Raw genomic sequence first — 7302 nt, 5'->3', positions numbered from 1 at the left:
GGGAAAGGGCTGGGGATAGGGGCCTGCCCCGCTGGGCGTTAGTGTGGCCATGGATCAGCACGCCGGAGCATGCTGGCTAGTGGGTATGAGGGGAAGAAAGGAGCCCCGCATCCTCCTGCCTTAGCCGGGCATGCGAAATCCAAAGACGCATGCCGCGGCGAAGCATAGGTCCGCGGCGACGCTCAGGCTTCATCCCCCGCAGCAGGCGGAAGTCCTTCCCCCACGTTGTGGGGGAAGTTAGATGGGGGTGATTTTCAGCATTTTCCTAAGGTAACGGGGTTCGTTCGGTACAAAATAATTTTTCCGTTAAGACACCCTCTTTGACACCGAAAACAGGCCCAAAAAAAGAGCGAACCTTGCGGCTCGCTCTGTAATTGCTTGAAGTCCTGTGCGCACGGATTTCGGGTAGAAGTGCGCGGATACAGTGCTGTGTCCCCTTAAGGGAGGTGCGGGTGATCCTTGCGGATCGGATATTACTTCATCAACAGCATCTTCTTTTCGGCGGAGAAGCCGTTGACATTCAGGCGATAGAGGTACAGACCTGACGACAAGTGGCTGGCATCGAAGCTGACGATGTGACGGCCTGAAGACAGGTTGCCATTGACCAAGCTGGCGACTTCCTGGCCCATCAGGTTGTACACCTTAAGGCTCACAAAGCCATTGTCCACCAGATCCACTGCAATGCTGGTCGTGGGGTTAAACGGGTTCGGGAAGTTCTGGTGCAGCGCGTACTCGGTGATGATCGCGGCGGACGGCGTCGGGGTGCCGTTGACGGTGGCCAGATCGAAGCTTGAACCGTCGGCGGCAATGGTGCGCAGGGTGTAGGTGTACACCGTGCCGTTGTCCAGGCCGTTCTCGGTCCACTTGTAGGTATGACGGGTTGAGCTGGTGCCCGCGCCTTCTACACGGCCTACCACGCGATTGTCGCGCACGATGTCAAAGCGGGTGTTACCGTTTTCCGAAGCGGTAATCCAGTTCAGCGTGACCGACGCGTCGCCGGCGGTGGCGGTGGGAACACCCACCAGTTCGACAGGCAGAATCACATCAGACACTTCCACCGATTCTCCCGGATAGATACAGAAGTTGACATCGCGGGAAATCGCATCAGGCTCGCCATGACCCGGCCAGTTGGCGGGATTCCAGGTTTCGAAGGCCACGTGGGAATCGCAGAAGGCACAGAGGGCCAGACGCCAGCCGCCATCGGGAATCGCGCTTGCGCCTTCATCCAGCGGGTAGCCGTTGTTTTCCACGATCCAGTTGCCGACGATGTTGTTGCTGCCGTCACGCACCAGAATGATGTCGCCGGGAGTCGAATGCGTGCTGGCATCACGGTCTTCGAGCACCGCGCCGTTGCCGGCATCGGTCAGGTCAAGCAGCGTGCCGGTGACACTGTTGCCGGTGATGTTGATGCTGGTGGAGGTGACGTCCGCCGCGCGCGGCTTGAAGGATCCAATGCCGTAGCTCTTGAGAGCCAGCCAGCCGGACCAGTTGCCGTTGGCATCGAGGGTCACCACGGGCTTGCGGTCATAGTTGGTGGAACTGCTCCAGCCGTAGGTGGCCGTATAGTGATACGGATTGCCCAGCGTGCTGTTGAAGACCTTGACGTAGACCGGGTGATTGGCTTCGGCCAGCCAGTTAGTAATGGTGATGTGCACCGCAAAGGCCATGGCCGTGGACAGGGTGTCCTTGTCCCAGCAGGTGGGTGCGCAGTCGATGGCAATGGTCGGCGGGGTGGTGAACGTAATGGCGTTGGTGAGCACCGGAGCCGTGTAACTGGGCGACGTTGCCTGAAGGATTACACCGGCTTCGATAGTGTTGTACTTGAGGTCATTCCAAAAGGACTCGCCACTGGTGGACAGCTTGGTCAGACCGGAGACCGCGCTGAGGACGCCCGTGCCGGCGTTGACGGCGAGGGTAACAGGCTCATTGAAGTCGGCGTCGATGCCACCGTTGACATCCACAAAGCCCGCGCGCATGGTGAAGGACGTGTCCTTGAAGGCGACAGCCGGCGGCTGAGTTGTGATGGCGAGGCGAGTGGCTACGATATCCACGCGATTGTTCGTGCTGCCGGACGTGACAGCGGCATCGGAGGAATTGAAGCTGGCGCCGGCGGTGTCACAGAGGAAGCTGGTGGGGCTGACGCTGAAGGCGAGAACCTTGTTGTCCGCATTGAACGGCAGATTCGGCTTCAGCCAGACGCTGAGCGCCCATGTCTGCCACGCGCCGCCGTTGGGCAGCGTGAGCAGAGTCGGGCTGCCGCTGAAGGTGATTCCGGCGGCGTTGACCGTGCCGTAGAACGTCGTGGTGCCGTCGGAAAGCTTGGCGCCATTGATATACTGCGTCCAGTTCGTGGCCTGATTGCCCGCTCCCTGACCAATGGTCAGCGACTTGATGACTGTCGGGAGGGTGCCGGTGCCTTCATCATGCATGACAAAGCTGAAGGCGACCTGCGCCTGTGCTTCGGAGGTCAGCAGCGAACTGATGGTCGGCAGAGCGCCCGGGCCGCCAATGCCAATCCGAGCATCGGTCTCATTGCCGGCAGCCGCAAAGTCGGTGATGGATACATTGTCCACATGCAGACGGTCATTGCCCGAGCTGTTTCCGGTGCGGCGAATCCGAAGCCGGATGTTGTCCGCCGAATTGTTCAACGTATAGCTGTAGTGTGCCCACGTGGCGCAGGACGCGATGCGGGTCAAGCCGAGGGAGACATAGGCGCCGCCGTTGACCTGATACGCTACTTCAAATGTATCAGCCGCATTGGCCCATGACTTGTAGTCGAAGGAGAAGACACCAACGCCGCCGTCCTTGCCGAGGCTGTCTGCGCCGACATATTCGAGCTGGGCATAGCGGGTGCCTGTGGAAATATTACGGAAGCGCACCGCTTTGGTCGCCAGATTGCCGCAGGTGCTGCTGCCGACGCTATCGCAGATACAACTGTCCGCGTGGAACCCGTTGTACGTCCAGTTGACGTAGCTTCCGCGCGTGGGGGCAAGATCAAAATTCTCCGAGACGGCGGCCCATGCGGGCGCTGTCACAGTCAGAGCAGCCATCAGAATCAAACACAACAATAGGAGCTTTTTCATGCAATCTCCTTCACAAAGTGGTATAAAAGGATCATCAATTCGCAGGGTGGAATCACACGTCTGTTAAGACCACTAAATATACTAAGCATGACGGAGTCATTCAAGCCGTTTCCCGATTAATCTTGTGTCAAGATGCAGTTAACAGAAGATGTTACTATAACGTGATCAAGCGAATAGCCGCCCCGCAAACCGGGCGCGCAACCCCAGCCGAGAGGCATCAGGGACCTCTGGGAAATCACGCATGGTTGTGTCCTAATTCCGAGCCCATTTCGAGCCGAGCGCAGGTGCTATTTCACCTGTTATAGGCAGGGCAGGCGTGACGCCTGCACCCGGGGCCGCCTTCGGCGGGGGGACAGCGCGGAAGACCGCGCGGTCCCTGCCGCATTGATCCCTACCGGCGGCCTCCGGTCCGGCGGAGCGAGATCTCGCCTTCAGCGGACCGTCAGCCCGGAGGGCAGCACGCACAAGGAATCCGGCACGACGGAGCGTGCCGGCTAGTTTTCGTAGGGGGGAAACAGAAACAGGGCGACCCTTGCGGATCGCCCTGTTTCTGTTTCGATTCTTGAGGAGCGGGCGGATCTCAGATCCGCCCCTCCCACAACCGCCTTAGGCGGTTATTTCATCAGCAGCATCTTCTTCTCGGCCACGAAGCCGTTCACGTTCAGGCGGTACAGGTACACGCCCGAGGACAGGCTGGTCGCATCGAAGCTCACGATGTGACGACCCGAAGACAGATTGCCATTCACCAAGGACGCCACTTCCTGGCCCATCAGGTTGTACACCTTCAGGCTCACGAAACCGTTGTCCACCAGGTCCAGAGCAATGCTCGTCGTCGGGTTGAACGGATTCGGGTAGTTCTGGTGCAAGGCATACTCTGTCACCGCCGCCGAACCGAAGCTCGGGGTCACGCTGGCCGTACGCAGTTCGGTGCGGGCACCGTTGGCATCTACCGCCACGAGGCTGTAGTGATAGAGGGTACCGTTAACCGCGCTGTTGTCAGTCCACGTGTAATGAGAACCCGCGGCGTTATTGGTGGCTGCCACGCGAGCCACAACCTGACCGTCACGAACCAGTTCGAAATGGTCGTTGTCGGATTCGGAAGCGGTCGACCAGCTCATGGAGACACTGTTGTCACCGGCGACGGCCGCAAAGTTGGCCAGTTCGACGGCGAGGATCTGGTCCCAGGTGAAGGTCAGGCAGACCCACTCGACGGCACCGAAGTCACCACCAGCCTGATCGTCAACGTGGCAGATCCACGTGCCGGCGGCATTTTCGCCGTTGAAGGCGGCCAGCGGAGCATCGGGGATAAAGCTGCCTTCAAAGGGGGCAACACCGGCACTGATCGCCGTGGTCGCCTGATCGTCAAAGGTGGTGCAGGTGAAGTTGTCACCGCTGCTGCCGCGGCGGTTGCTCAACACAACGGCCGTACCCAAAGGCGACTCGAGCCAGATATGAAGGTCACCGTCATAGGTATGCGTCAGGGTAATCGAAAGATTGACATCCGTGATGTGATACTCGGCCGGGACGACGATCGGGAAGGAGTTTTCCGACGTGTCATTGATCGGGCCGCCGGTCATGTTGCAGACGCGGCCATCCTGCGGATCGGAAGCATGGCACTGGAAGGGCGGCGGGCAGGCTTCGCCGGCCACGCTGACACAGAAGTCACCGGCAATACTCAGTCCCACAGGCAGATAATAGGTGCCCGCGGCGAGGTGACCGAAATGGATCGTGACCTTGCCATCGGCGCAGGTCGTGTATTCAACGGACGTGTTGTAGATCGTGCCCTCGCAGCAACTGGTCATGAGGACGCTGGCGAGCGACGGGGCGTCGGACGTGCCGCAGTAGGAAACCCGCAGGTCCATGCAGGCATCGGTGGTGAACATATACCACACTTCGGGCATGCCAATCGTCGCGCAGTCATTGGTCGCACCCAGAGTCGTGGCGCAAACGACGTCGCCGTTGACGGTAATGGCCGCCGCATTGGCGCAGTCATTGTTCGGCGGAACGGGATACTGCACACAGGCCGTGGCGATGAGGTTGTAAGCGCCGACGTTGGAGCTGTAGCCGTCGACCACGATGTAATAGGTGTGACCACCGGTCAACTGCAGGCAGCCGATGTAGGAGGATGAACTCTGGCAATGGGTGTAATCATCATCGCTGTAGGCGATGGGGGTGCCGGTGCAATTGTCGGCATACACGTAGAGATAGGTATCGAAGCTGGAACCGCACAGGGAGAACGTCACCTGCTGGTCCGTCGGCGCGGTATAGCTGTACACCACATCCGGAGCGCCGAAGCTGCCCAGATAGTCATAGTTATTGATGAAGCCGACAGTCGTGCCGCTATAAGGAGTATCCAGCAGGAGGGGGAGCGCGACGGCGCAGAACTCGCCGGCGGTCGGAACCGGGCAGGGAGAAGCATCGCAGCTCTCAATGCCGGCAACCCAGGTGCCATTCAACGCGGCGCAGTCCGGCAACGTATTGATCGCGCAACCGGGATGCAGGGGGCCGTTACCCGCATCATAGCAGCAACGTCCGGTGGTGGACTGAGACGGCGGGACAAAGGTGATGGAGCGACCCGCGGCCAGCGACGAACCGGTATTGCACGAATACTGGAGGAAATTGGCGAGTGTGCCGTCTTGCATACCCACCGTGGCGGATCCGTGAGTCCCGCCGAAGTAGTTGTACTGCACCTTGAATTTGCCATCCGGCCACAGGATGACTTCATAGCTGGCAGCGCCTTCGCCGCTATAGCTGCTCACATTGTCCCATTCGGCAACAAAGTAGGGGCCGAAGTTCTTGTACCACATGCCGCCCAAGCCGGAAAGGGAAATGACCTGGTCATCCCAGTAGGGCATAATGACTTTGCCTATTCCGAAGTTCGACGTGGGCAGGCAGGAGTTCGCATAGGATGTGCTGGTGGCACCGAAATCGAGGAAGCCGTTGGTACACATGCTGACGCTGCTGAAGGCACCGTCGTAAATCGGAAAACTGAAACCGATAGCGGGAATGGTGAAGTAGCCGTCATCGGTGGTGCCTGAGGTCAGAGAAGTCACCTGCGTGGCGCTCGGATCGCCAGACAGCTCGATCCAGCCGAACGTGGACGTATCGGGAGCCTGATTGTCGGCATAGCGGTAGCCAAAGCCATCCGGGCCACCATTGGCATCGAGACCGTTGGCGCGGGCTGCCGTTGAGAAGATATACCGATCCATCAACTCCTTGTCGGCCGCAGTGGCTTGACCGGTCTCGAGCCAGCGGGAATAGGCGGCCTTTGCCGCCAACAAGTTTGCGTCCTGGAGGTGATTAGCGGGAGCCTTCGCGCTAACCGGAACCGTGGATTCAACATGACCTGCATAGGCGAGGCAGGCTGCCAACGCCAACAGGATACAAACCGCCAGAAGTTTCTTCATTCTCATCCTCTTATCAAATTTTGTGTCCCATATGGGGCGTAACAAGACCTTAAGAGCAACTTTGCTAAACAGGTTTAATATACTAACCGCATCGCGATACTTCAAGGCAAACAATCGACAACAATCGGAAAGATTAACTATTTTAAGTTCATCTATCACATGGCTTACACCAACTGGATGAGGTATTTAGGGTCAGGAATCCTATACCCGGAGGCGCACAGGCAAGGGCTGAGCCTTTGACGCGGGGCCGCCTGCTCGGCGGCGTAGGGGTTCTGCATGGAGGCCGCGCGGTCCTACGACGTAGGCCCAAAGAGACAGGGCGACCCTCGCGGATCGCCCTGTCTTGTGTTTCGGTTCTTGTTCAGCGGGCGGATCTAAGATCCGCCCCTCCGACAACCGCCTTGGGCGGTTATTTCATCAGCAACATTTTCTTCTCGGCGACGAAGCCGTTGACATTCAGGCGGTACAGGTACACGCCCGAAGACAGGCTGGCCGCATCGAAGCTCACGATGTGACGACCCGAAGACAGATTGCCATTCACCAAGCTGGCGACTTCCTGGCCCATCAGGTTGTACACCTTCAGGCTCACAAAACCGTTGTCCACCAGATCCAGAGCAATGCTCGTCGTCGGGTTGAACGGATTCGGGTAGTTCTGGTGCAAGGCATACTCTGTCACCGTCGCCGCATTGAAGGACGGGGTCACCGATACGTTACCCAGAACCTGACGGTCGCCGCTGGCGCTGATGGCCACGAGGCTGTAATGATAGACCGTGCCGTTGGTCACCGATGCATCGGTGTAGCGGTAGGAGGAA

Annotated in this window: 3 protein-coding genes; all 3 read right to left on the bottom strand. The window is 58.9% G+C overall.

Annotation, left to right across the window (positions count from 1 at the left end; genetic code table 11):
• Positions 1 to 473 precede the first annotated feature (473 nt).
• Positions 474 to 3083 (bottom strand): T9SS type A sorting domain-containing protein, encoded by a 2610-nt coding sequence (locus tag VGL38_11535; GenBank protein HEY3296058.1) that lies wholly within the window; start codon positions 3081 to 3083, stop codon positions 474 to 476.
• Between the two features lie 614 nt (positions 3084 to 3697).
• Positions 3698 to 6490 (bottom strand): proprotein convertase P-domain-containing protein, encoded by a 2793-nt coding sequence (locus tag VGL38_11530; GenBank protein ID HEY3296057.1) that lies wholly within the window; start codon positions 6488 to 6490, stop codon positions 3698 to 3700.
• Positions 6491 to 6899: 409 nt separating this feature from the next.
• Positions 6900 to 7302: T9SS type A sorting domain-containing protein (locus tag VGL38_11525; protein HEY3296056.1), on the bottom strand; the 403-nt coding region annotated here is incomplete at its 5' end.

The organism is bacterium (assembly GCA_036504735.1).
Taxonomy (GTDB): Bacteria; Electryoneota; RPQS01; order RPQS01; family RPQS01; genus DASXUQ01.
Note: the sequence above shows the minus strand (reverse complement) of the source record. Positions and strands in the feature narration are given on the sequence as shown.

Coding starts and splice junctions, on each gene's coding strand:
- VGL38_11535 (HEY3296058.1), bottom strand. CDS start 3,083: ATGAAAAAGCTCCTATTGTTGTGTTTGATTCTGATGGCTGCTCTGACT.
- VGL38_11530 (HEY3296057.1), bottom strand. CDS start 6,490: ATGAAGAAACTTCTGGCGGTTTGTATCCTGTTGGCGTTGGCAGCCTGC.